General features: G+C 68.1%; 15 protein-coding genes and 1 tRNA gene. 4 read left to right on the top strand and 12 right to left on the bottom strand.

The window, feature by feature from the left end; genetic code table 11:
• Nucleotides 1-59: 59 nt before the first annotated feature.
• From ACE3SL_RS00080 to ACE3SL_RS00060, 5 genes are all read right to left on the bottom strand, one after another.
• Nucleotides 60-135: transfer RNA gene (locus ACE3SL_RS00080), tRNA-Glu, on the bottom strand.
• A gap of 90 nt (nucleotides 136-225) precedes the next feature.
• A complete protein-coding gene (recJ, locus tag ACE3SL_RS00075) occupies nucleotides 226-1,992 on the bottom strand; it encodes a single-stranded-DNA-specific exonuclease RecJ (RefSeq protein WP_374523722.1) in 1,767 nt (588 codons plus the stop codon).
• Nucleotides 1,989-3,488, bottom strand: a complete 1,500-nt coding sequence (locus ACE3SL_RS00070) for a PH domain-containing protein (protein WP_374523721.1) — start codon at nucleotides 3,486-3,488, stop codon at nucleotides 1,989-1,991. The genes recJ and ACE3SL_RS00070 overlap by 4 nt, the downstream gene beginning before the upstream one ends.
• Complete coding sequence (locus tag ACE3SL_RS00065) at nucleotides 3,485-4,012, bottom strand: PH domain-containing protein (protein ID WP_374523720.1); 528 nt, start codon at nucleotides 4,010-4,012, stop codon at nucleotides 3,485-3,487. Before ACE3SL_RS00065 ends, ACE3SL_RS00070 begins: the two co-directional genes overlap by 4 nt.
• A gap of 160 nt (nucleotides 4,013-4,172) precedes the next feature.
• Complete coding sequence (locus ACE3SL_RS00060) at nucleotides 4,173-6,134, bottom strand: alkyl/aryl-sulfatase (protein WP_374523719.1); 1,962 nt, start codon at nucleotides 6,132-6,134, stop codon at nucleotides 4,173-4,175.
• Between the two features lie 98 nt (nucleotides 6,135-6,232).
• On the opposite strand from ACE3SL_RS00060, the gene ACE3SL_RS00055 reads away from it, so the two are divergent.
• Complete coding sequence (locus tag ACE3SL_RS00055) at nucleotides 6,233-6,715, top strand: flavodoxin family protein (RefSeq protein WP_374523718.1); 483 nt, start codon at nucleotides 6,233-6,235, stop codon at nucleotides 6,713-6,715.
• A 215-nt stretch (nucleotides 6,716-6,930) separates the two neighbouring features.
• On the opposite strand, the gene ACE3SL_RS00050 is transcribed toward ACE3SL_RS00055, so the two are convergent.
• Both ACE3SL_RS00050 and glpX read right to left on the bottom strand, forming a co-directional pair.
• On the bottom strand, nucleotides 6,931-7,959 hold the full coding sequence (locus tag ACE3SL_RS00050) for a TIR domain-containing protein (RefSeq protein ID WP_374523717.1): 1,029 nt from the start codon (nucleotides 7,957-7,959) through the stop codon (nucleotides 6,931-6,933).
• A 135-nt stretch (nucleotides 7,960-8,094) separates the two neighbouring features.
• Nucleotides 8,095-9,069 (bottom strand): class II fructose-bisphosphatase, encoded by a 975-nt coding sequence (gene glpX / locus ACE3SL_RS00045; RefSeq protein WP_374523716.1) that lies wholly within the window; start codon nucleotides 9,067-9,069, stop codon nucleotides 8,095-8,097.
• A 129-nt stretch (nucleotides 9,070-9,198) separates the two neighbouring features.
• Here glpX and ACE3SL_RS00040 point away from each other — a divergent pair, with 129 nt between their 5' ends.
• A complete protein-coding gene (locus ACE3SL_RS00040) occupies nucleotides 9,199-9,600 on the top strand; it encodes a hypothetical protein (RefSeq protein ID WP_374523715.1) in 402 nt (133 codons plus the stop codon).
• Here the strand turns inward: ACE3SL_RS00040 and ACE3SL_RS00035 are convergent.
• Nucleotides 9,597-10,916, bottom strand: a complete 1,320-nt coding sequence (locus ACE3SL_RS00035; protein ID WP_374523714.1) for a homoserine dehydrogenase — start codon at nucleotides 10,914-10,916, stop codon at nucleotides 9,597-9,599. The two genes, ACE3SL_RS00040 and ACE3SL_RS00035, sit on opposite strands and share 4 nt — an antisense overlap.
• A gap of 238 nt (nucleotides 10,917-11,154) precedes the next feature.
• Here ACE3SL_RS00035 and ACE3SL_RS00030 point away from each other — a divergent pair, with 238 nt between their 5' ends.
• Both ACE3SL_RS00030 and ACE3SL_RS00025 read left to right on the top strand, forming a co-directional pair.
• Nucleotides 11,155-12,219 carry a transglutaminase-like cysteine peptidase gene (locus ACE3SL_RS00030; protein ID WP_374523713.1) on the top strand — a complete coding sequence of 355 codons (1,065 nt, stop codon included), beginning with the start codon at nucleotides 11,155-11,157 and terminating at the stop codon, nucleotides 12,217-12,219.
• Between the two features lie 683 nt (nucleotides 12,220-12,902).
• Nucleotides 12,903-13,520 (top strand): LuxR C-terminal-related transcriptional regulator, encoded by a 618-nt coding sequence (locus tag ACE3SL_RS00025; RefSeq protein ID WP_374523712.1) that lies wholly within the window; start codon nucleotides 12,903-12,905, stop codon nucleotides 13,518-13,520.
• Between the two features lie 118 nt (nucleotides 13,521-13,638).
• On the opposite strand, the gene ACE3SL_RS00020 is transcribed toward ACE3SL_RS00025, so the two are convergent.
• Genes ACE3SL_RS00020 through ACE3SL_RS00005 form a run of 4 tightly spaced genes read right to left on the bottom strand, consistent with a single transcriptional unit; the run spans nucleotide 13,639 to nucleotide 19,545 of the window.
• Entirely contained in the window at nucleotides 13,639-14,916 is a 1,278-nt protein-coding gene (locus ACE3SL_RS00020) for an HlyD family type I secretion periplasmic adaptor subunit (protein WP_374523711.1), read from the bottom strand.
• Nucleotides 14,913-15,974: a cell wall hydrolase gene (locus ACE3SL_RS00015; RefSeq protein WP_374523710.1), complete on the bottom strand. Its 1,062-nt coding sequence runs from the start codon at nucleotides 15,972-15,974 to the stop codon at nucleotides 14,913-14,915. Before ACE3SL_RS00015 ends, ACE3SL_RS00020 begins: the two co-directional genes overlap by 4 nt.
• Nucleotides 15,971-18,151 carry a type I secretion system permease/ATPase gene (locus tag ACE3SL_RS00010; RefSeq protein ID WP_374523709.1) on the bottom strand — a complete coding sequence of 727 codons (2,181 nt, stop codon included), beginning with the start codon at nucleotides 18,149-18,151 and terminating at the stop codon, nucleotides 15,971-15,973. Before ACE3SL_RS00010 ends, ACE3SL_RS00015 begins: the two co-directional genes overlap by 4 nt.
• Nucleotides 18,148-19,545: a TolC family outer membrane protein gene (locus tag ACE3SL_RS00005; protein WP_374523708.1), complete on the bottom strand. Its 1,398-nt coding sequence runs from the start codon at nucleotides 19,543-19,545 to the stop codon at nucleotides 18,148-18,150. Before ACE3SL_RS00005 ends, ACE3SL_RS00010 begins: the two co-directional genes overlap by 4 nt.
• Nucleotides 19,546-19,796 lie beyond the last annotated feature (251 nt).

Genomic DNA, 19,796 nt, shown 5'->3' with positions numbered 1-19,796 from the left:
TGTACCCACCGAGTCACTAACGAACAGAAAACCGAGACTTCTGCGCCTTTCCGGCGATTTGGTGACCCCTACGGGACTCGAACCCGTGTTTTCGCCGTGAAAGGGCGACGTCCTAGACCGCTAGACGAAGGGGCCGTCAAATCGGTGAAGCGGCGCCTTAGACGCGCCTTTCCGCTCGGTCAAGCGCGGGGGCGAAAATATTGGCGCGCCGACGTCGGTCGGCCCTTAATCCGCCCACGCCGCGTCCTCGAGATGCAGCTCGGCGGCAGGGCGGCTGCCCCAGTCGTCGCGTTTCGCGCGTCCGGCGAGCCACAGCTTGCGCCCGCGCGCCTTGAGCAGGGTCTGGCCGAGCTCGCTCTCGGCGCTGCGGAAGGCGATCGCCTTGAAGCGCGCGCCATCGTCGCCCGATACGATCAGCCGGACATGATCGGTGCCGACGATCCCCGATTCGACGATTCGCACCGGCCCCGTCGCGACGCGCGGCGCAGGCCAGCCGGCGCCGTAAGGCCCTGCGCTCTCGATCGCCTCGCACCACAGCGGATTGATCCCGCGCGGCGCGAGCACCGCGTCGATCAGCAGCGACTTGTCGCCGCTCGCGCGCTCGACATCGGCGGCGAGGCGGTCGTTCAGGAACGCGCCGAGCGCATCGACCTTGCCCGCCTCGACAGTCAGCCCCGCTGCCATCGCATGTCCTCCGCCCGCGACGAGCAGCCCCGTCTCCTTCGCGGCAAGGATCGCGGCGCCGAGGTCGACGCCCGAGATCGAGCGGCCCGATCCCTTGCCGATGCCCTCACCATCGACCGCGATGACGATCGCGGGGCGGTGCAGCTTTTCCTTGAGGCGCCCGGCGACGATTCCGATCACGCCCGGGTGCCAGCCCTCGCCCGCGACGATCGCGACCGGGGCGTTGGCGCAGGAGGCACTCGCGGCGATCGCCTCGTCGAGCACGGCAGCCTCGATCGCGCGGCGCTCCTCGTTAAGGCGATTGAGTTCGGCGGCGATGTCGGCCGCCTCCTGCGGGTCGCCGGTGGTGAGCAGCCGCACGCCGAGGTCGGATTTGCCGACGCGTCCGCCCGCGTTGATCCGCGGCCCGAGCGCGAAGCCCATGTCGCTCGCGCTCGGCGGCCGGGTCAGCCGCGCCGCATCCATCAGCGCCGCCATGCCGATATTGCCGCGCTTCGCCATCACCTTGAGGCCCTGCGTCACCAGCGCGCGGTTGAAGCCGGTCAGCCGCGCAACGTCGGCAACGGTGCCGAGCGCGACGAGGTCGAGCAGCTCGATCAGCGCGGGTTCGGGCCGGTCGCCGAAATGCCCGCGCGCGCGGAGGGTGCGGAGCAGCGCCGCGCCGAGCAGGAAGGCGACTCCGACCGCGGCGAGATTACCGTGGATCGCGGCCTCGGCGTCCTCGTCAAGGCGGTTGGGGTTCACGACCGCGAAGGCATCGGGCAGCATCGTCGCACATTGGTGATGATCGACGACGATCACCTCGACCCCCGCCGCTTTCGCCTCGGCGATCGCGTCGAACGCCTGCGCACCGCAATCGACGGTGACGACGAGCTTCGATCCGGCCTCGCCGATTTTGACCAGCGCGGCGCCCGACGGGCCATAGCCCTCCATCAGCCGGTCGGGGATATAGGCGCCGACCGGCACATCGAGCGCGCGGAGCAGGCGGACGAGCAGCGCCGCCGAGGTCGCGCCGTCGACGTCATAGTCGCCGAAGATCGTCACCGCCTCGCGGGCCTGTACGGCATCAGCGAGCCGCGCGGCGGCGGCGTCCATGTCGCGGAAAAGCGACGGGTCGGGCATGAAGCCACGCAAGGTCGGGGTGCGCTGGCGCTCGATATCGTCGCGCGCGACCCCGCGCGCGAGCAAAAGCTGGGTGACGAGATCGTCGGGGGCGAGGCTTTCGCCGCCCATCTCCGCACTCGTCCGCCGCCAGTGCCACGGCTGGCCGAGGATCGAACGGGTGATGCCGAGCGCTGCTTCGGTCATGCCCGCACTCCGGCGGTAAGTATGCGCGCACGCAGATCCTGCGCGGTGCCAAGCGGAATCGCGGGGATTTCGTGCGATCCGAGCGCGCTGCCGCCGGGAACGCCGAAAACGAGGGTCGCGAGGCCGAGCGGGCGGAGGATGAGGTCGGTTTTGAGGTCGACGCTCTGCACCGAGGCGTGGGGGAGCAGCGTCGTGCGGGGTTTCCAGAAACCGCTGCGGATCGCGACGATGTCGCCGAGATCGGTCCATTGGTGGAAGCGCGTGCCGAGCAGCGCGAAGGCGGCGATCAGAACCGCCGCTCCGACCGCGATCCAACCGACGGGCTGGCCGAGAAAGACCGCGACGCTGCCGCCGAGTGCCGAGCAGGTGGCGCCGACGAAGCCGCCGAGCGCAACGATTGTGTGGCTGTGCGCCCAAGGCCGACCGGGCTCGGGGCGACGGATCGCGATCTCGTCCAGCACCGGGTCGATCTCGGCAAGCGTGCCGAAAGGGACGACCTGATGGTCCCTTTCCTTTTCGCCGTCGCTCGCGAGGCTCTGCAGGCGCAACTCGTGCCAGCCGAAGCGCCGGCGAAACCAGCCGGTGACGAGAATCGCCGCCTGCACGCGCTTCACCGGCACCGCGACATCGGTGCGCGTCGTGAGGCCGCGGGTGCGGCGCAGCGCGCGCGGCTCGCGCGTCAGGCGGAAATTCCAGTTGGCGAAGACCATCGTCGCGATGCCGCCCGCGAAGCCGATGAGGATCAGCGAGATCGCCGCCCCGACCCCGGCGATCCAGCGATGCGCGAGCAGCCAGCTGTCGAGCCCGTAGCGCTCGGCGAGCGCGATCCAGTCGACCGGGTTGAAGATGTTGAAGTCGAAGGGCAGCAGGCCGTCGAAGAATTGCATCGCGGCACCGACGATGGCGAGCGCGGCGAGCGAGAAGTTGAACAGGCCCGCGATCAGCAACCGGCGCGGACCCATCGCGAAGAGCAGCCGGTCCTCGGCGGCCGGTGTAGTGTCGGCCGCATCGGCGGCGGGTGCGGCGACCGGGGCGCTGCGGTGAGCACGGATCGTCGCGCGCAGCGCCTCGGCGGCGTCGAGGCCGATCGCGTCGAGGGTCGCGTCATTCTCCTTGCCGCCGCCCGCGCCGGTCTCGAACCCGACCTTGGCGATGCCGAGCGCGCGCGCGACCAGCCCCTGTTCGATGCCGACGTCCTGGATGCGGTCGAAGGGAATGGTGCGGTGCTGGCGCGACAGCACCCCGCTTTCGATCACGATTTCATCGGTGCCGACCGCGAAACGGAAGCGCAGCCAGTGGAGCCACGCGAAGACGAGCGAGACCGCCAGGAAGACGAGCAGCGCCGGGACGACATAGGCCCATTTGCCCGCGATCCCGATCGCCGCGAGCGCCGGGATGAAATTGAGCGTGCGCGGCCCGAGCCGGGCGATCGAGAGCGCAAGCGTCGCGGGATGGAGCCGCTGCCAACCGGTTTCGGGAGCGGGGTCGCTGTTCATGCGAAATCGGTCTGGATATGGCGGCGGATCGTCTCGCGCATCGCGGCGGCGAGGTCGGCGTGGAGTCCCGGCAGCGTCACCATGGAGTTGTGGGTGCCCGAGGTATGGACGACGAGGTGCGACAGGCCGAACCAGCGCTCGACCGGGCCCTGCCCGACGTCGATATGCTGGACGCGCACGAAGGGAACGATCGTGTCGGTGCGGAACAGCCACCCGTGCGCGACGCGGAGTTGCCCCTCACCGATCTTGTAGCCCCAGCGCGCGACGCGCCGCGCCGGAACGGTGACGATCGCGATGATCGCGAGCAGCCAGGATGCGACGGTCAGCAGCCCGAACGGCCCGTCGATCTGCGGCATGACGAGAAAATCGACGAGCGTCGCCACGATCGCGAGCGGCAGCATCTGGAGCGCGATCGTGATGCGCAGCACATGGGTAAAGGCCGGATCGACCGGGTCGAGCCCTTCGCTCGCGTTGAGCGCGTCGGGCGCGAAAGGGTCGGTGGGTGCTGCGGGCGTGTCGGTCATGCTTCTTCGTTAGAGCATGATCGCTGTCGATGGAATCCTGTGCGTGTGCCCCCGCGAAGGCGGGGACCCATCTCCCGCTGGTTCCGTTCCGCGCCGACCGGAAATGGGGCCCCGCCTTCGCGGGGGAACGGCCTCTATTCAACGATGGCCTTTCTCGCCCTTACGGCTCGACCACATGGAAACGCGGATCGGCGGGCGGATGGAGCGCGAACCAGGACAGGAAAGCCATTTTGTCGCCGTCGATCCGGATCGCCCCCGACTGGAGCAGCGCGGGAAATTGCGCCTGCCCCAGCATGACATCATCGAGCGTCTTCCGGTCGATCGTGACCGTCGCGGTCGGCGCGGCGTCGGTCACGCCGTAGCGCGGGAATTCGACCCCGCCCTCGACGACCACCGCGACCGCTTCCTTGCTGTCGGGCAGCACGAACTGGAACGTCCCCTTGAGCGCGCCGCCCTTCGGCGCATCGAAGCGGGTCGCGAGCGCGTCGAAAAAGACGGCGGTCGGGATCGCGCTGACGAAGCTGCGGCTCTGCCCGTTGCTCGTCGACGCAGCGATCGCATTGCCGCGCAGGCTCGCGGCGGCGGCGAGATAATAGTTGCGCCACGCCCCCGACTCCGCCTGATAGCCCATCTGGTCGTAGGCCGAGGCAAGCGCCTCGCGCGCCGCCTTGTTGGCCGGATCGGCGAAGACCAGCTTGTTCAGAAGCTCCGCCGCCCAGCGATACTCGCCTGCCGCGAGCGCCGCCTTGCCCGCCGCGAGCAGTTTGTCGGCGCCGCCCGCCAGCGCGACATATTTGGGCGCCGACTGCTCGGGCGGCAGCGGGTTGAAGTTCGCGGGGTTGCCGTCCCACCAGCCGAAATAGCGCTGGTAGGTCGCCTTCATGTCGTGGTTGAGCGTCCCGTAATAGCCGCGCGTCGAAAAATCGCGCCCCTGCACCGGCGCTTCGGGGGTCTGATCGGCGAGTTCGTGCAACGTCGCGCCGCGATTCGCGAGAAAAAGCGTGCGGTCGTGGACATAGCGATAGGCGTCGCGCTGGTTCGCGAGCAGCGACGACACCTCGCCCGTCCCCCAGGTGGGCCAGTGGTGCGATCCCATCGCGACCTCGGCGCGGCCGCCCCATTTGAGCAGCATCGCATCGATCACTTTCGACCAGCGCAGCGCATCGCGCACCTGCGCCCCGCGCAGGGTCAGGATATTGTGAAGGTTGTGCGTGACGACCTCGGTCGTGTGCAGCGCCTTGTAGGCGGGGATGTAAAAAACGAATTCGGCGGGTGCTTCGGTCCCGCCCGCGTCCATGAAGTCGAACGCCAGCCCGTCGATCGTCAGCGGGCCGCCCGCCGCGCCGACGGTCTCGGTCGGCTCCATATAGCCGACCGTCCCCGACGACAGCTTCGGTCCCAGCCCGGTATCGACCTGCCCGCGCGGCCCCGGCGGCAGGATCGCGCCGAACATGTAGAGCGCGCGCCGCCCCATCGCGGCACCGGCAAGGACATTTTCCGACGTCGCTTCCTCGGAGAAGCCGTGCGGTGCGATGATGCGGACCTTGCCCGCCTTCACATCGGCCGCGCCGACGATGCCGCCGACCCCGCCGAAATGGTCGCTGTGGCTGTGGCTGAAGATCACCGCCCTGATCGGGCGCTTGCCCTCCCTGGCACCGATATGGTCCTCGAACAGCTTCCACCCCGCCGCGGCGGTTTCTTCGGACAGCAAAGGATCGACGACGATCCAGCCCGTCTTGCCGCGGATGATCGTCATCACCGAAATATCATAGCCGCGGACCTGCCAGATCTTGCCCGGCACCACCTCGAACAGTCCGTGCACCGCGTCGAGCCGCGCCTGTCGCCACAGCGACGGGTTCACCGTATCGGGCGCCTTCGCCTCGCTCAGAAAGGCATAGGGCCGCCGGTCCCATACCGGCTTGCCGTCCTTGTCGAGGATCACGCCATCGGCAATCTCGGCGAGCTTGCCGCGCGTCGCATTGGCCTCGTCGCGCGGATCGTCGAGCGGCAGGCGTTTCGCAAGCTCCGCCTGCGCGGCGCGGGTCGCCTCGCTCGCATCATCCTGCGCGAGCGCCGCGAACGGCAAGCAACCTGCGAGCAGCAAGGTGGTCAGTCGGCGCATCGTCTCTCTCCCCTGTTGGCGCCCAGCTTGCGCCGCGCCGTGCGGCTTGGCAAGCGAGGGTCCGGCATACCGGCGGGGGCAGGATAGAGGATCGGCGAATGGAAGAATGCAAACTTCTTGTCATTTGGCACAGCCGCACCGGCGGCAGCCGCGCGCTGGCCGAGGCGGCGGCGGGCAGTGCGGCGGGCGCGCGGCTGGTCGCGGCCGATGATGTCACTCCCGAGCTGCTGCAAGCCGCGGGCGGCTATCTGTTCGTTGCTCCCGAAAATCTCGCCGCGCTGTCGGGCGCGATGAAGGAGATGTTCGATCGCTGCTATTATCCGTGTCTGGGGAAGCTGGAAGGCCGCCCCTATGCGACGATCATCTGCGCGGGCTCCGACGGCGAAAATGCCCAGCGCCAGCTCGACCGCATCGCGACCGGCTGGCGGCTGAAGCGCGTCGCCGATCCGGTGATCGTGAACACGTCCGCGCAGACGCCGGAAGCGATTCTGGCGCCGAAGGCGATTCCGGCGGATCGGCTCACCGAAGCGCGCGATCTGGGGACGGCGCTGGCGGAGGGACTGGCGGCGGGGATATTTTGAAAGAGGCCGGGCAATTGTCAGGTCTACTTTGGGGGTGGGGAGCGGACGCCGCCCTTACTTTACTTCGTCATCCCCGCGAAAGCGGGGACCCAGAGCGTCCGTCCGCTTACCCATCCCTGGGTTCCCGCTTTCGCGGGAATGACGAACGCAGAGTGCGCGGCCGCAATCGATCGCTTCCGGTCGAAAAGCGGCCGGGCTGCCGATAGCCCGGCGATCTATTGCTGCCCCTCGTCGCTCCCCAGCGACGCACGCTGCGAATCGAGGACGATGATCCGCTGGCGCATCGCGTCGGCGACGCAGGCGGCGTCGCCGCAGGTGTCGCGCTGGCCGATCCGCCAGCCGCGCTGCTCGGCGGCGATCTGCTGGCGCAGCGGCCCCGCGGTGCGGTCGAGCTGCTTGTAGGCGCGGTTGAGCTCGCGATCGAGCGCCGCGAGCTCGTCGTCGCCGCAGATCAGCTTCTCGGCGCGCGTCGCGGCATATTTGCAGTTGAAGCTCGGCGGAATCTTCGCGGCCGGCATTGCCTCCGCCGGTTCGGCAGGCGCCGGCGATGCGGGCGTGGCAGCTGCCGGCGCGGGAGCCGCCTCGGGCGAGGATGCCGCAGCGGGCGCGGTCGTGGCGGCTACATCGGCCTTCTGCTCCTCGCCCCCGCGCATGAACAGCATCGCGCCGAGCACCGCGACCGCGATAAGCAGCGCGCCGATCATCAGTGTCTTCGCCGACCCGCCCTTGGGCGCGGCAGGCTCCGACGCCTGGGTCAGAATCGCGGCATGGAGGTTATCGGCGGCAGCGGACGCGGTGGGCGTTGCAGCGGCGGTTGGGGGCACGCCGGGTGCCGCCGTACCCGCAAGCTGGTGCGCCTTCGCCGCGATGCGCGCGATCGAATCGTCCCGCTTTTCCAGCCAGTCGATCCACTGCGCGCTTGCCAGATGATAGGCGAGGTCGTCGGGCACGATCTCCTCGAGCCGCAAGGGGATGATCGCCTTGTGCGCGCTGTCGGCGAGGATCAGCTCGCGCTTCACATGCGGGCTCTTGTCCGACTGGCTGCAGAAAAGCAGGAGGACGCCCGCCGAGTCGCGGATCGCCTTCATGATCGCGGTGTCAAAGGCTTCGCCCGGTCCGACGTCGCGCGGCGCGATCCAGCAATCGACGCCGTGGCGCGCGAGCGCTTTCTCGACGTGCAGCGCAACCTCATATTTGCTCGAATGGTGGCTGACGAACAGCCGCGGACGCTTGTCTTCTGTCATCGCCGCCCCTTTCGCGGTTACTCGTCCTTGCGAGCGTAGCGAAGCAATCCAGAGCGGTCTACGCGCTCTGGATTGCCACGCGGCTTCGCCGCTCGCAAGGACAGCCAATCAGAGCCGCGAACCGCTCGCGACCCTTCAGCCCGCCCGATGTTCGCCCTTGACCCAGCGCACGGTGCCCGACGAGGCGCGCATCACGACGCTTTCGGTGGTCAGGATGCCGCCGCGGCGATGCTTGACACCGCGCAGCAGCGACCCGTCGGTGACGCCGGTCGCGGCGAAGATCACGTCGCCCTTGGCTAGGTCGCCGAGGTCGTAGACGCGGTCGAGATCCTCGATCCCCCATTTCTTCGCGCGCAGCCGCTCGTCGTCGTTGCGGAACAGCAGGCGGCCCTTGAACTGGCCGCCGACGCAGCGCAGCGCCGCCGCGGCGAGCACGCCCTCGGGCGCGCCGCCCGAGCCCATATAGATGTCGATGTTGGTTTCGGGGTTGGTCGTCGCGATCACCCCGGCGACGTCGCCGTCGGGGATCAGCGCAACGCCGCAGCCGATCGCGCGGAGCTCGCTGATGATCACCTCGTGGCGCGGGCGGTCGAGGACGCAGACGATGATGTCCTGCGGCGCGACGCCCTTCTCGCGCGCCACCGCCTCGACATTCTCGCGCACGCTGTTGTCGAAATTGACGATGTTCGGCGAAAAGCCTGGGCCGGTCGCCAGCTTGTCCATATAGACGTCGGGAGCATTGAGCAGGCAGCCTTCCTCGGCGATCGCGAGCACCGCGAGCGCGTTCGGGCCGGCCTTGGCGGTGATCGTCGTGCCTTCGAGCGGGTCGACCGCGATGTCTATCTTCGGGCCCCTGCCCGGCGCGTTGCCGACCTTCTCGCCGATATAGAGCATCGGCGCCTCGTCGCGCTCGCCCTCGCCGATGACGATGGTGCCGTCCATGTAGAGGGTGTTGAAGGCATCGCGCATCGCCTCGACGGCGGCGGCGTCGGCCGCCTTTTCGTCGCCGCGCCCGATCAGCTTCGCGGCGGCGATCGCCGCGGCTTCGGTGACGCGCACCATTTCGAGCACGAGCACCCGGTCGAGGTTGCTGCCGCTGCTGTCCGTCATTGCCCTGACTCTCCGTCTTTACTTGTTCCGCCCCGTCGGCATGGTGGGCGCCATATGGCCGGTTGCCCCGCTTGTCGAGAATGCTTCGCCCGATTCGGTGCGGCTTTTGCGCTGTATTGCGTCGTGGGCATGACGGGCGTGCCTTCGGCGGCGCAGACGGTGGGACCACCCGCGCCGCCGAAGGCCGAGTCCGGGGCCGACGAGGCCATCGCCAAGGCGAAGGAAATGACCGATCCCGTGCGGCGCTGCACGCCGTCGAGCGACGGCACGATCACGGTGTGCGGCAGCGACACCGAGAAGCACCGGCTGTCGCCCGAGCTGCGCGCGATCGCCAACGAAGGCCGCGAGGCGCCGCCCAAGCTCCCGCGCGCCGAAGCGAAGGCGATGAGCCTCGACCGGCTGCCCTACAACTGGATGCCGATCGGCGGCCGCTATCCGCGCGGCCCCGAATATAATGCGCTCTACGAAATGGCGAAGCGGGCGACCGATCCCGATCGGCAGGACGCACCGCCGGCCGAAACGCCGCCCTAGAGCGCCAGGATCGGCATGTGCATCGGGGTGCCGACGACATGGTCCGACGCGGCGAGCGTCGCGAGCGCGGCGTCGATCGCACTGGCCGGTCCTTCGTGGGTGACGAGCGCGATGACCACGCCAGCCTCTTCGTCGGTGCCGCGCTGGATGAAGCTTTCGATCGAGACGCCGGCGTCGCGCATCGCGGTCGCGATCTCGGCGAGGACGCCGATCCGGTCCTCGACGATCAAACGGACATAATGTTTGCCGACGCGCGCGCCGGCGTCGGCGGCGGGGGCGGCGTCGAGTGCGTCGACCGGCATCGCGAAGGCAGGACCATACTCGTCGCGCGCGATGTCGATGATGTCGGCGACGATCGCCGACGCGGTCGGCCCTTCGCCCGCACCCGCGCCCTCGAAGAACAGGCGGCCGACGAAATTGCCCTCGGCGACGACCGCGTTGAGCGCGCCCGGCACATAGGCGAGCGGATGGTCGGCGGGGACGAGGCAGGGCTGGACATGCTGATAGAGGCCGCTTTCGTTGCGTTCAGCCATGCCGATCAGCCGGACGCGGTGCCCCAATGCTTCGGCTTCGCGAATATCGGCGGCGATCAGGCCCCGAATCCCATCTGCCGTCACAGCGCCTATGTCGAGCTTCGTCCCGAAGCAGAGCGCAGCGAGGATCGACAATTTGTGCGCGGCGTCGATGCCGTCGACGTCGAAGGTCGGATCGGCCTCGGCATAGCCCTCGGCCTGCGCGGCGGCGAGCGCGTCGGCGAAGCTCGCGCCGTTCCGCTCCATCTGGGTCAGGATATAATTGCAGGTGCCATTGAGGATGCCATAGACGCGCGCGATCTGGTTCGCCGACGCGCCTTCACGGATCGCCTTGATCACCGGGATGCCGCCCGCGACCGCCGCCTCATATTTGAGCGGCGTATCCTTCGCCTCGGCGAGCTTCGCAAGCCCCAGCCCGTGATGCGCGATCATGGCCTTGTTCGCGGTGACGAGCGCCTTGCCCGCGCCGAGCGCGTGGCGCGCGATTGTCAGCGCCGGACCGTCGGCGCCGCCGATCATCTCGACCACGACATCGACGTCCCCGGCTGCGACGAGCGCGTCCATATCGTCTTCCCAGCGATAGCGCGACAGATCGACGCCGCGATCCTTGTGCCGGTCGCGCGCCGACACCGCGACGATCTCGATCGGCCGCCCGGCGCGCCGCGCGATCAGGTCGCGGTTGGCCTCGAGCAGCTTGACGACGCCGCCGCCGACGACGCCGATCCCCGCGAGCGCGACACGCAGCGGCGGGCGGGACGCGGCGGAAGCGAGAGACGAGGACATGGGAAGGCACTCCATCAGGGCGCGGGCGATCCCCGCGGGATGCGAGGCCCCTATCGGCTTTTCGGGCGGAGGCAAGCCCGGACGATGGCGGCGGGCCTTTGCGGGCCCGATTTCGCCCCATATGACAAGTCGCCGTTAACCATCGCGGTGAAGCATATCCTCATCTCGCTCGGGCATGGCTCGCGGGATGAGGCTCAGCATTTCCACGCCTGCCTGTTGGTGGCTCGCCATGGCCGCCATGCTGTCGTCCGCAACGCCGGCCGCCGCGCAGGCGTCGGCAGGCGGCGACGCCGCGCGCGAGCAGAATGGCAAGCCGGTCTGGTTCGGCGCTATAGAGTGCCGAAAGGTGTCGGGACAGCTGCCGGGCCGAGCCGCCCCCGCGGAAACAGCCGCGCCGGCAACCCCCAGCGCGCTGGACCTGATGCGGCTGCGTCAGGAGGGCAAGCTGCCCGCGCCCTTTCCGAAAGACGGCGACAGGGTGATCGTCCCTGCCGGAGCGGCCGGCATCGATCCGCCGCCGCCCGCCCGGTGCGCCTCGACCTTCTCCGTTCCCGACATCGACCCCGATGCCGAACTCGGCACGCTGGCCATCCCGGTCGATCATACGAGCTTCGACGCGCGCTGGAACCGCGTCCGCCGCGCCGCGCCCGCGCGGCTGATGACGGCCGGGCTGCAGCGGGCGGGCGTCACCCGCGACCTCGACGAGACGGCGGTCGTCGAGCGCATCAATCTGTGGGTCAATCGCCACATCGCCTATGCAGGCGACGACCGGACCTATAGCCGCGACGATTTCTGGGCGACCGCCGCCGAGACGATCGCGCGCGGCACCGGCGACTGCGAGGATTTCGCGATTCTGAAGATGCAGCTGCTGCGCGCCGCGGGGATCGGCGGCGATCGCGTGAAGCTGATGCTGCTGCGCGATCTCGCGGTCAACGCCGACCATGCCCTCCTCCTCGTCCGGTCGCGGACGGGCTGGGTGGCGCTCGATAATATGACCGATCGCATCTACGACGGAAGCCGGCCGAACGCGATGCGGCCGATCCTGTCCTTCAGCGGCGCTCGCCGCTGGGTCCACGGCTATCGCGACGCGCCGCCGGTGCCCGTGGTCGCAGCCCTGCCCGCTACCGCCAAGGCAGTATCGCCGACAAGGGCGGACCGGCCTCCCGCGCCCGACGTCCGCCTTGCGTCCAAATCCGAACGCGACGGGGCCGAGATTGCCGGCCTCGAGGCCGATCGGCCTATCGCGGCGAACTATCGACTGGCGCTGGCCGGTCGCGCCGTGACGCTCGATCCTCGCCGATGATCTGACGGGCGCGTATCAGGCCCCGATCGGCCGCGCCGCCCCGGCCCATTGCGTAATCACCGCTGTCGTCGGCAATGTAAAGAAACCGCCGGGCCCGTTGCGTTTCGGGGCCGACTCGGAGTCGGGACATAGCGCTCCGATTCGCGAGCTTTGAACAAAAGTGTTAACACAAGTCACTAATATTAAGGGTTATTGACGGAAAATTGCGAGCCCCGCGCGCTGTGAGCCAGCCGAAAGGGTAAGCAGGATTTTCCATCTGCCCTGCAAATATGTTATATGTAACATATTGGGTTTATTCCGGTTAAGCCGGTATCGCCGCACAGGAGGGACCAGATGGCGGCAGGCGGGCCATAATTCCGGCTTACCCCTTAAGGGGTAGCCAGGAGATTCCCCGTGGATTCCTTAAGTTACTGGTATAACCATATTTGCAGTAGTTCGTCGAAGACATAAAGATCTTAACAAAAACCAACAGGGAAAGGAGGATCGACACAAGGTCGCAGTCGATCGAACCTCGATGGAATGGTGGGTTGCCTGACTGAAACTTTTCAGAGGGGCGGGTGATGTCGAAGGTTGTACATATTTCGCTGCTTGCGAAAAATGAGATTGCACGAGAGGGACTGAGAAAGATACTTTCGGGCGAAAGCTTCCAGATCGAAACCTCGGTTTCGGATGTGGCGGCGCTCATGACCGCGCAGGGCGGCATCGAAGGGGACCAGGACGATCACGTCATCGTGATCGACGGCGGCGGCAGCAGCTTCGCGCTCGACGCCTGCCGCAAGCTGGCGGCCAAAAGAGTGCATGCGCGGCTCGCGCTGCTGCTCGATCAATATGCGTTCGAGGACGTGGTGGAGGCGTTTCAGATCGGCGCCGACGGCGTCATCATCAAGGAAATCTCGTGCGCGCCGCTGACCGAGTCGATCCGGCTGATCGCGCTGGGCGAGAAGGTCTTTCCGTCGCAACTCGTCACCAACCTGACCAGCTGGATACCGGCTGCCTCCGCGGGCGACTGGAAGAGCAGCGCCGCTGCGGTGGGGTTGTCCGACCGCGAAATCGAAATCCTCGAGAGCATCATGGCCGGGATGGCGAACAAGGTGATCGCGCGCCAGTTCGGTATCTGCGAGGCGACCGTCAAGGTCCATGTGAAGGCGATCCTCCGCAAGCTGGGGGTCGAGAACCGCACACAGGCCGCGACATGGGGCGTGAAAAACGGTTTAGGTGAACCGGTGCAGCTCAATTTGCGGGAGGTGAGGCCGGTGCGTGCCCTCCCCAGGCTGACGCCGGTATCCGGGCGGGCGGCCTGACGCCAAGCCCTCGGGACGACCGGGCAACGCACCCCCGATCCTCCCCGACAGCCCCGGCGCCGTCCTGCGGCGCGAGGACTTTTCATACCCCCCGCATGCGAGCGTCGGCGGCCGGCGTTCAACGTTCGGTGAAAGCCTCCGACCGCGCGCGGAGGAAGGGCTTGAACAAATAGCTCAGCACGCTCTTCTTGCCCGTGATGACCTCGACGTCGCAGATCATGCCGGGGGTGATCGGCAGGCGGCGCTTGCCGCTGGTCAGATAGGCGGCGTCGGTTTCCACGACGACGGTGAAATAGGCCTCCTTGGCCGCCTCGTCATAGATGCTGTCGGGCGAGATCTGGACGACGCGGCCCGACAGCCCGCCGTAGATCGCAAAATCATAGGCGGTGACCTTGACGTTCGCGCGGTCGCCGACCTTGATGAAGGCGATGTCGCGCGGAGCGACGCGCGCCTCGACGAGCAGCTTGTCGCCGACGGGCACGACCTGCATGATCTTCTGCCCCGCCTGGACGAAACCGCCTTCGGTGGTGACCTGGACATCGTTGACGATCCCGTTCGCGGGCGAGCGGATTTCGCTGCGCTGCCGGCGTCCGGCGGCACCGCGCAGCGATTCCGAATTCACCGCCATCTTCGCCATCAGCTGATTGCGCTCGTCGAGCGCTTCCTGCCGGAACTGGAGCCCGGCCTCCGCGACCTGCGCCTGCGCTTCGCTGATCGCCGCGGCGGCGCGCGAGGCGGCCTGCTGAGCTGCGGCGAGCTTGCCGCGGATTTCGGTCGCCTCGCGCTTGGCGTTCAATAATTCGGTCTGCGGCACGATCGACTTGGCGGCGAGCGGTTCGAGCATATCGACCTGATTCTGCGCGAGCCCGAGGCTCGATTTCAGCGAGGCGATCGTCGCCTGCGCCTCGTCATAATCGCGGCGGCGCTGTTCGACCGCGGCGCCGAGCGCCGCCTTGCGGCTGCGCAGCGTCGCGGCACGGGCCGATTGCAGCGCCGCTTCCTGGCTGCACTCGGCCGCTGTCTTGCCGCTGGCGCCCGCTGCGCAATCGGCCCCGGCGGCGCCGTCGCCCTCGCGTCCCAGCCGCGCAGCACGGGCGGCGAGCGAGCGGTTCTCGGCCTCGATCTGACCAAGCTGCGAGGCGGATTCGGTGTCGTCGAGGCGGACAAGCAATTGCCCCTTGCGGACCGGCTGGCCCGAGCGGACGACGATGTCGAGGATCGTCGCGGGTTCGGACGACTGCACGACCTGCGCCTTGCTCGACGGAATCACCCGCCCCTGCCCGCGCGTCACCTCATCGACCTTGGCGAAGCTCGCCCAGCTCACGAAGACGAACATCCCGACCCCCGCCGACAGGATGACGCGGCGGGTGCCCACATATGGGCGCGATCTGATCATATACCCTTCTCCCCTGACGCCAGCTCATATTCACCGGCCTGCTGGCGGGCCATCATCCGCGAGGCGCGGCTCGCTTCCTCGGGCTCGGGGATCGCCAGTTCCCACCCCTTCGACGGATCGAGCCGGCCGCCATTGTCGTCATCGGCGCGGCGATCCTGCAATGCGCGGACCCGGTCTTCCGACGAGGCATAGATCAGCCCCTGCCCGGGCGCGCCGTCCTTCGGCCGTTCCACCGCGCTGCGCGGCAGGATCGCCGGGATCGCCTCCACCCCGCTGTAGCGGCCCGAAAAGGCGGCCGGCATCCCCCAGCGGCCGGGCCAGCGGTAGAAGATATGCGCGCCGATCTGCGCGATCTTGACCAGCTTCGGCGCCCAATAAGGCGAAACATAATTGGCGTGATAATGGGTCGAATAGCCGACCGAGGGCTCGACATAGCCGTTCAGGGCGGCGAGCGCGACCGCCTCGGCCTCGCGCCACGCGGCCGGATCGGGGCGGCGTCCCAGCGAGCCGTCGCAGGTGAAGCTGAACTGGCACACCGGCCGGTTCACCCCCTGATAGACGACGCCGCACACCGATTTCGGGAAAGCGGGATGCGCCGCGCGATTGAGGACGACCTGCGCGACCGCGCGCCGTCCGGCGATCGGCTCGAAGCCCGCCTCGTAATAGACCGCCTGGGTCAGGCATTTGAGCGCGGTGAGCTGCGCGATCCGGTCGGCGGTGACCGGATGGAAGGGCCGCGCCGACACGACCGGCCCGTGCACGAAGGGGATCGCCTGATTGAGCGTGATCGCCTTTTCGGGGGTATAGGCAGGTGTCGCGGCCGGATCTTCGGTCAGCGCGATGAGCTGCCGCATCTCGCGGTCGGGAACGAAGCGGGGCGGCGCCTCCTGCCGGGCATAGCCGTGATCTTCGGCCCCGAAGGCATCGAACAGCCGCGCCCAGATCGCTTCAGAGGTGAGCAGCGAGACGAACGCCGCGATCCCGAGCAGCCACAGGATCGTCCGCCGATTGTCGTCGGCCTCGCGCGTTCCATAACGTGGGGCGGCGAGCGCGCTCATGCCAGCGTCCGCTGCGCCAATATCGCGTCGCGCGGTCCGTCGGCGACGATGCGGCCATTGTCCATGACGATCAGCCGGTCGACGAGGCCAAGCACCGCCATCCGGTGCGTCGCGACGATCAGCGTCTGGCCCGGCGGCACCGCGGTCTTCAGGCGCTCGACGAACAATTGTTCGGTCTGGCTGTCCATCGCGCCGGTCGGCTCGTCGAGGAACAGCAGATGCGCCGGCCCCATCAGCGCGCGCGCGAGGACCAGGAAGCTGCGCTGCCCGCCCGAGAGCCGCGCGCCGCGTTCGCCGATGTGAAAGTCGAAGCCGGTCGCGTCGCGGCCGAGAAAGCCGTCCGCGCCCGAACGCCGCACCGCCTCGATGACGCCCGCGTCGTTCGCGTCGGCAGCGCCGATCAGCAGATTTTCGCGCACCGTGCCGCTGAACAGTTCGGCATCCTGCCCGACGAAGCGCAGCGTCGAGCGGAGGTCGTGCGGATCATATTGCCGGCTTTCGAGTCCATCGATGCGATAGCTGCCCGCGGCCGGATCATAGAGACCGCAGAGCAGCCGTCCGAGCGTCGACTTGCCCGATGCGACGCGGCCGATCAGCCCGATCCGCTCGCCCGGCTCGATGACGAGATCGATGTCGGCGAGCGATTCGCGGTCGGTGTCGGGATAGCGGAAGCCGACATGCTCGAGTTGCAGGCGGCCGTCGCGGACCTCGGGCGTGATCGAGTGGCTGCCCTTTTCGCGCTCGTCGTCCTGGTCCATCAGCGTCTGCAGGCTGTTCAGCGTGACGAAGGCCTGCCGCCCGCGCGTCATCAGAAAGGCGAGCTGGCCGACCGGGGCGAGCGAGCGGCTGGCGAGCATCACCACCGCGATGATCGCCCCCATCGAGATGATGCCGGCGTTGAAGAGATAGAAACCGCCCATGACGAGCGCGATGCTCGTCCCCTGCTGGCAAAGCGTCGCGAGATTGACCGCGGTCGCGGTCAGCTTGCGCATCTCCTCCTGCGTATAGGCGTTGGACGCCGACAGCCGCCGCCATTTGCCGAGCATCCGCCCCTCGGCACGGCAGGCCTTGACCGTTTCGAGGCTGCCGATCGTCTCGACGAGCGTCGTCTGGAGCAGGCTCGCATCGACCTGCGAGTCCGCGACCGCAGCACTCATCCGGCGTTGCAGCCGCCAGCCGAGCGCGAGCATGATCGCCGCCGCGACGACCGGAACGATCGCCAGCCAGCCGCCGAGCACCGCGATCAGCCCGACAAAGACGAACAGGAACAATATGTCGGTGACGAGGACGATCGTCGTCGAGGCGAAAAAATCGCGCACCTGCTCATATTCGGTCACCCGCCGCGCGAGCGCGCCGGTGCTGCCGCGCTGGGTCGAAAGCGGCAGGTTGAGCACCTTGTCGAGCAGCCGCTGCGACAGCCGCGCGTCGATGCCGCGCCCGACCTCGTCGATCAGCCCGGTGCGCGCGAGGCGCAGGCTATATTCGACCGCGATCGCGAACATCGCGCCGAGCGCGAGCACCCAAAGGCTCGACGCCGCCTTGTTCGGGATGATCCGGTCATAGACGTTCATCGTGAACAGCGGCATCGCGAAGGCGAGCAGATTGATGAGCAGCGAGGCGAGCATCACATAGGCATATTGGTCGCGCTCCTTGCGGACCTCGCTCCAAAACCAATGCTGGCGCGGCGCCTCGTCCCACGGCCGCTCGTGCATCCTCTCGCTCGCGGGGTCGTGGCGGACGACCACGCCCTGCCCCGAATAGGCGGCCTCCAGATGCGCGCGGTCGATCCGGATATCGGCGCTGCCCGCGGGTAGCCGGACCGTGCATTCGCCATCGTCGAGCGCGGTCACGATCACCGGGCGGTCGTCGCCGAGCAGCAGGATCGCCGGCACGTCCTGCCGGTTCCAGCCGGCGAGCGGCCGGCGCACGAGATGGCAGCGCAGGCCCACGGCTTCGAGCGCATGGTCGAGCTGGTCGAGCGGCACGAAGCCGTCCTCGTCGAGCGCGAGCCCCTTTTTTATCCGCGCCTCCGAAAAGGGACGCTCGAACATCTCCGCGATCCGCGCGACCGCGCCGAGCAGCTCGTCGCTGTGCGCCGGGTCGGCCTTCCATGCCTCGAAGCTGGCAAGCGGCGGCGGCGACCGCCGCGCGCCACGGGGGTCGCCGGGATAGTTCATGTGGGGTCCCGCATCGCTTCGGGGTTCATCTCGGGCGCCGGGGCGACCCGGTAACGCTCGCGGGCGTTCGCCGTCGCGGCCTTCGGCGGCTGGACCTCCATCGCCGCGAGCAGATCGTTGAGCGCCGCCAGCAGCTTGAACTCGGCATAGAATTGCGCGAATTTGGCGGTCTCGGCACGGACCTGCACATTATAGCGGGTGTTCTGCGCATCGAGCACGTCGAGCAGCGAGCGGCGCCCGACGTTGAACTGGGCGCGATAGGATCGCAGCAATTCGTCCGAAACCCGGCTTTGCTCGTCGAGCTCCTTGACCAGCTTGCCCTGCGCGTCCCAGGTGTTCCACGCGACGCGCACATCCTCCTCGGCCTCGCGCGTCATCTGATCGAGGCGGAAGCGCGTCTCGCGCTCGCGGCGGTACATTTCCTGCACCTTCGATTTCTTGACCCCGCCGTTGAAGATGTCCCAGCGCAGCACCAGCCCGGCCTGCAGATCGTTGGTCTCGCCGCGGAAGCCGTCGATATCGTCGCCGATCCGCGCATTGCCCTCCAGCGAGAGCGTCGGCATCATTTCGGCTTTCGCCTTGGCGACCATCGCGTGCGCCGCATCGACGTCGGCATTGGCCTCGCGGACGCGGGGGTTGCGTTCGCGCGCGCGCGCCAGCGCTTCGTCGAGCGTTCCGGGAATGGCGTTCGCCAGCGACGGCGGCAGCGTCGCGCCGTCGACCAGGTCGAGCCCGGTCAGCGTCCGGAACGAGGCCGAGGTGTTGACCAGATCGAGATTGGCCTCGGTCAGACGCGCCTGCGCCGCCTGCTGCCGTTCCTCGGCCTGCTGCTGGTCGGCGATGCTGAGCGATCCCTTCGCGACGCCTTCGCGCAAATCGGCGACCAGCTTGCTGTGGAAATCGATATTGTCCTCGGACGCGGCGACGATTCGCTGTTGCAGCAGATAGTCGAGATATTGGCGCGTCACCTGCAGCGCGACGAACTGCGAGCGCTCCTCGACGCGAAAGGCCGCGCCGTCGGTGCGCGCGGCCTGGCGCTTCACCTCGTTGCGCTTGACCCCGCCGTCGAACAAAGTCTGTTCGAGCCGCAGCCCGGCCTCCGCCGGATAGAGCACGTCATCGGCGATGCCGAGCGCCCGCCGCGTGCCGTTCTCGAGCCGGCGCACCCCCACCGATCCCTCGACCGAAATGCGCGGCAGGAACAGGCGCTGCGCCTGTTCGCGTTCGAATTCGATCGCGGTCCTGTTCTCGACCGCCTGATTGATTTCGGGGTTCGTCTGCATCGCGGCCTCGACCGCCGATTTCAATTCGAGCCGCTGGGCTTCGGCGGGCCGCGCGATCACGACGATCGCCGCCGCGGTCAGCAACAGGGCTGCGGTACGGGTTTTCGACATCTTCCATCCCCTGCTTCCCTCCATCGGCCAAAGCCGGATGGTCAGGATATTGGCTCTGCTATGCTCTTCGGGTTGCGCCCTTTTTCCTTGTTGGCGGCTTCGGGCCGCATCCTCATGCGTGGCCGGCCGCGGCCGCCTGTTCGAGCTGCGCCGCGACATGCTGATCGGCGAGGCTGATCATGAAGCTGTGCCCCGCCGGCAGGGCCGCCTCGATGGGCGGTCCGCCGGTCGCGACCGCGAGCAGCGGCGCG

This window comes from Sphingopyxis sp. (genome assembly GCF_041916015.1).
GTDB lineage: Bacteria > Pseudomonadota > Alphaproteobacteria > Sphingomonadales > Sphingomonadaceae > Sphingopyxis.
Note: the sequence above shows the minus strand (reverse complement) of the source record. Positions and strands in the feature narration are given on the sequence as shown.

Excerpts from the sequence above, each read along its gene's own strand:
- recJ (WP_374523722.1), bottom strand. The coding sequence starts at position 1,992 with ATGACCGAAGCAGCGCTCGGCATCACCCGTTCGATCCTCGGCCAGCCG.
- ACE3SL_RS00070 (WP_374523721.1), bottom strand. The coding sequence starts at position 3,488 with ATGAACAGCGACCCCGCTCCCGAAACCGGTTGGCAGCGGCTCCATCCC.
- ACE3SL_RS00065 (WP_374523720.1), bottom strand. The coding sequence starts at position 4,012 with ATGACCGACACGCCCGCAGCACCCACCGACCCTTTCGCGCCCGACGCG.
- ACE3SL_RS00060 (WP_374523719.1), bottom strand. The coding sequence starts at position 6,134 with ATGCGCCGACTGACCACCTTGCTGCTCGCAGGTTGCTTGCCGTTCGCG.
- ACE3SL_RS00055 (WP_374523718.1), top strand. The coding sequence starts at position 6,233 with ATGGAAGAATGCAAACTTCTTGTCATTTGGCACAGCCGCACCGGCGGC.
- ACE3SL_RS00050 (WP_374523717.1), bottom strand. The coding sequence starts at position 7,959 with ATGACAGAAGACAAGCGTCCGCGGCTGTTCGTCAGCCACCATTCGAGC.
- glpX (WP_374523716.1), bottom strand. The coding sequence starts at position 9,069 with ATGACGGACAGCAGCGGCAGCAACCTCGACCGGGTGCTCGTGCTCGAA.
- ACE3SL_RS00040 (WP_374523715.1), top strand. The coding sequence starts at position 9,199 with ATGACGGGCGTGCCTTCGGCGGCGCAGACGGTGGGACCACCCGCGCCG.
- ACE3SL_RS00035 (WP_374523714.1), bottom strand. The coding sequence starts at position 10,916 with ATGTCCTCGTCTCTCGCTTCCGCCGCGTCCCGCCCGCCGCTGCGTGTC.
- ACE3SL_RS00030 (WP_374523713.1), top strand. The coding sequence starts at position 11,155 with ATGCTGTCGTCCGCAACGCCGGCCGCCGCGCAGGCGTCGGCAGGCGGC.
- ACE3SL_RS00025 (WP_374523712.1), top strand. The coding sequence starts at position 12,903 with ATGACCGCGCAGGGCGGCATCGAAGGGGACCAGGACGATCACGTCATC.
- ACE3SL_RS00020 (WP_374523711.1), bottom strand. The coding sequence starts at position 14,916 with ATGATCAGATCGCGCCCATATGTGGGCACCCGCCGCGTCATCCTGTCG.
- ACE3SL_RS00015 (WP_374523710.1), bottom strand. The coding sequence starts at position 15,974 with ATGAGCGCGCTCGCCGCCCCACGTTATGGAACGCGCGAGGCCGACGAC.
- ACE3SL_RS00010 (WP_374523709.1), bottom strand. The coding sequence starts at position 18,151 with ATGAACTATCCCGGCGACCCCCGTGGCGCGCGGCGGTCGCCGCCGCCG.
- ACE3SL_RS00005 (WP_374523708.1), bottom strand. The coding sequence starts at position 19,545 with ATGTCGAAAACCCGTACCGCAGCCCTGTTGCTGACCGCGGCGGCGATC.